Annotated in this window: 4 protein-coding genes and 1 pseudogene; 2 read left to right on the top strand and 3 right to left on the bottom strand. The window is 74.4% G+C overall.

What is annotated here, in order from left to right:
- Positions 1 to 653, top strand: a pseudogene (locus D8M29_RS09635) (hypothetical protein); the annotation flags it as partial.
- 140 nt (positions 654 to 793) lie between these two features.
- Here D8M29_RS09635 and D8M29_RS09630 read toward each other — a convergent pair.
- From D8M29_RS09630 to D8M29_RS09620, 3 genes are read right to left on the bottom strand one after another with little or no spacing between them, the layout of a single operon-like run.
- Complete coding sequence (locus D8M29_RS09630; RefSeq protein ID WP_002853740.1) at positions 794 to 1,240, bottom strand: thioesterase family protein; 447 nt, start codon at positions 1,238 to 1,240, stop codon at positions 794 to 796.
- Positions 1,237 to 2,457 carry an App1 family protein gene (locus D8M29_RS09625; protein ID WP_061866956.1) on the bottom strand — a complete coding sequence of 407 codons (1,221 nt, stop codon included), beginning with the start codon at positions 2,455 to 2,457 and terminating at the stop codon, positions 1,237 to 1,239. The genes D8M29_RS09630 and D8M29_RS09625 overlap by 4 nt, the downstream gene beginning before the upstream one ends.
- Positions 2,458 to 2,484: 27 nt before the next feature.
- Positions 2,485 to 2,931: a DUF6508 domain-containing protein gene (locus D8M29_RS09620; RefSeq protein WP_020621601.1), complete on the bottom strand. Its 447-nt coding sequence runs from the start codon at positions 2,929 to 2,931 to the stop codon at positions 2,485 to 2,487.
- An 82-nt stretch (positions 2,932 to 3,013) separates the two neighbouring features.
- On the opposite strand from D8M29_RS09620, the gene D8M29_RS09615 reads away from it, so the two are divergent.
- The coding region (locus D8M29_RS09615; RefSeq protein ID WP_305034227.1) for an inositol monophosphatase family protein at positions 3,014 to 3,487 on the top strand (474 nt) is incomplete at its 3' end.

Raw genomic sequence — 3,487 nt, 5'->3', positions numbered from 1 at the left:
CACGCCGCCGACCCCGGTGGGGGCTGCCGGAGGCGGCCCACGCCGCGCCTCAGCCGGTCGAGGCCGTCCTGTCGGACGGGCAGAGCCTCGGGACCGTCCTGGCGGATCCGCTGCCCACGGTGCTGCTGGTCCTCGGCGCGGCCACCCCGTTCCGCGACGCCGTGGCCCCGCTGGACGCGCTCGTCCGAGCCTGGCCCGAGGAGGCCGCACGCTGGGCGAGGCAGGCGGAGAGCCGACTCGGATCAGCGGCCGCCCTCCGCCGATTCGAGCGGGCCTGGCACTTCGCGGACGCGCGGGCGGAATCCGCCGGCGAGTCCTACAGCCGGGCCATCATCCACGAGCTCGGCTTCGTCCCGCCCACGGCGCTGCAGCATCGCCACCGGGATGCGAACGGACGCGGGGTGGCCCGCACGGACTTCTGGTGGGAGCAGGTGCGGGTGTACGGGGAGTTCGACGGGCTGGGCAAGTACGACCTGTCGTTCTTCGACGGTGACGACACGGCCCGCCGCGCCAGCATCCGCCGGGAGAAGGAACGGGAGGTGGCCCTGCAGCTGGTCACCCGGGCGGGTGCGCATTGGACGTGGGGAGACCTCCTGCGGCCGGACCGGCTGGCGCGGATCCTCACCGCCGCGGGCGTCCCCCGCTCGGTCTGATCCACGGCCGTCCCACGGGCCCGGTCCCGACTCGGCGAGCCCGAGCGGTCGACCTCCGCTCTGCGACATCACAGCCGTGCTGCACGGCGGTGATGTCGCTGGGCGGCTGCCGGGCAGTCAGCAGCCCACATCAGCCCACCTCAGCCGGCCAGCGCCGCCCGCTGCTCGGGGCTGATGCGCACGGGGCGGCCCGTCTGCCCGTCGACGAACACCATGACGGACGTCGCGGTGGCGCAGAGGGTGTCGTCGACGCCGTCGTGCAGGGCGTAGCCCACGTGCACCGAGGCGGCCTTCACGGCGTCCACGCTCACCACCACGCGCAGCGGCACGGGGCGGTAGGGCATCTGGGCCCGGTACTTCACAGTGTGCTCGGAGATGAACGTCCGCACACCGGGGGCCACCCCCTCGAGGAGGTCGATCGGCGGGGCCTGCCCGCCACCGGCGCCGGTGTTCGCGGGCACGCCGAAGGCCGCCACGCGGGCCTCCTCCAGCAGCTGCACCACGGCGATGTTGTTCACGTGGCCGTAGGCGTCCATGTCCGCCCAGCGCAGCGGGATGCGGACCTCGACGGAGCGCGAGGCGGTCATCGGGCGGCCTCCTCGTCCGCGGGCCGGCCGTCGCGCTGCCCCGGGGCGTCGAGGGTCGCCGGCGCCTCGTCATCACCGAGGATGTCCTCGCGCCAGGCCTCGGGCTGCACGTCCACGAACTCGACGGGCAGGATGCCCAGGTCCTCGAGCTGATTGGACAGCGTGGCCCCGTCCGGGCCGTAGCACCACGGGATGCCCGGGGTGGAATGGCGGGTGTCCTCCGCCCGGCCGCCCGCGAGCAGCGCCTGCGAGGGGGTCAGCTGCCGGATGACGATCGCCTTGACCCGGTCGGGGTGGCGCTGCGCGAACTCGGCGTAGATCTCGGGGTCGTGCTGGCCGTCGTCGCCCACCAGGATCCACTGGATGTCCGGGAACTGCTCGGCGAGGCGCTCGAGCTGGACCCTCTTGTGCTCCTGACCGGAGCGGAACCAGCGGTCCCTCGTGGGCCCCCAGCTGGTCAGCAGCAGAGCGCCGAGCGGGTAGAGGTTGCGGCCCAGGAAGCGGGTGAGGGTCTGCGCCACGTTCCACGCGCCCGTGGACAGGTACAGCACGGGGGCCTTCGGCTCGAGCTCGGCGATCCGGCGCAGCAGCACGGCGATCCCCGGAGTGGGCGTGCGGGCGTGCTCGTCGATCACGAACGAGTTCCAGGCCGCCAGCAGGGGGCGGGGCAGCGAGGTGACCACCACGGTGTCGTCGATGTCCGAGACCAGGCCGATCCGCGCGCCCGGCTCGCAGATGTACAGGTCCATGACGGCGTGCTCCTCTTGGCCGCCGACGTGGAGGGTGGCGGTCTGCCAGCCGGGCTCCAGCTCGACGTCCAGCACGACGTCGACGACGCCCATCCGGTCCGTGCGCACCGTGGTGCGCAGGTCCCCCACCTGCACCTCCACCTCGGCGTAGGCCATGGGCGGGGCCACGAAGTTGCGCCAGCCGCGCACGCCGTCCGCCACCACCTTCGACAGCCGACGGCCGTTCATGAACTCCTCGTCGGAGGCGATCACCACACGGGAGAGGATCCGCACCCAGCTGGTGCTGCCGTAGCCCGTGAACGCCATGACCGTCGGCACGTTGCCGGCACGCAGCGCGCGGGCGCGGTGCCAACGGTTCCACCCCTCCTGCAGGTGCGTGGCGACGTTCTCCACGGGAGTGGGGTCACCGGAAGGGGCCAGGCGGCCGCGCCGGGGCGCGGGCGTGGGGGCGTCGGAGGCTGCGGGCATGCGCCCAGTATTCCGCACCGTGCGCTCTCAGCGGATCTCGGGGACCAGCGCGGTCAGGCGGTCCAGCATGCGGCCGACCTTGCCGTTCTCGATCGCGGCGGCCACGTGCCCGTCCGCGAACCGCTCGCCGCGCACCAGGTAGGTGAACAGCGTGCCGAGGTCGGCCAGGGACGCCTCGGCGATGCCGGCCTCGCTCACCCGGTCCACGTTCCGCAGGTAGTCGACGTCGATGCCCGCCAGCTCCTGCGCGGCCACGAGGCCGGGGAACACGCGGTCGTCGTAGTCCGGGTAGACGCCGCCGAGGGTGCCGGGCGCGGGGGCGCCGTAGGAGGCGATCGGCCGGGCCTCGGTGCCGTAGCCGGCGGCGAGCAGCTCGCGCAGCGCACGCACGGCGGCCACGCGCTGGGGCGTGGGGGTCTGCGGGCCGGTGAGGGTGGCGTCGTCGTCGGGGGTCGGGAGGGGGTGCTCGGTCATGGCGGCTCCTCTGCTCGGGGGGGTCGGCCCCATTGTCTCGCGTGCGGTCCGGCGTGTCCGGACCCCCGCCGAGGCTCGGGGCATGAGCCCAGCCCTGCCCCGCCCCGCCGAGCTCCGCGCGATCGCCCTCGACGCCGCCCGCGCGGTCGTCGGCGACCTCGCCGCCGCCTTCCGCTCCCCCACCGCCATCGGGCCCGAGGCCAAGACCACGCACCACGACCTCGTCACCGTGCACGACCGACACACCGAGGCCCGGCTCGTCGCCGCGCTCACGACGGCGGTCCCCGGCTCCGGCGTGCTCGGCGAGGAGCTCGGGGCGCAGGCCGGCACCGGTGAGGCCGCCCGGCTGACCTGGATCGTCGACCCCATCGACGGCACCTCCAACTTCACACACGGCTTCGCGATGTTCTCGGTGTCCCTGGCCGCCGAGGTCGACGGCGAGGTGGTGGCCGGCGTCGTGCTGGACCCCGTGGGCCGGCTGGCGTTCTCCGCCGACGCGGACGGCGCCTACCTCACCCGCGGCGACGGGCCGGAGCGCCCGCTGGCCGAGGTCGGA

The organism is Micrococcus sp. HSID17227 (assembly GCF_003989405.1).
Taxonomy (GTDB): domain Bacteria; phylum Actinomycetota; class Actinomycetes; order Actinomycetales; family Micrococcaceae; genus Micrococcus; species Micrococcus luteus.
The sequence above is the reverse complement of the archived record's forward strand: the minus strand, read 5'-3'. Positions and strand labels throughout refer to the sequence as shown.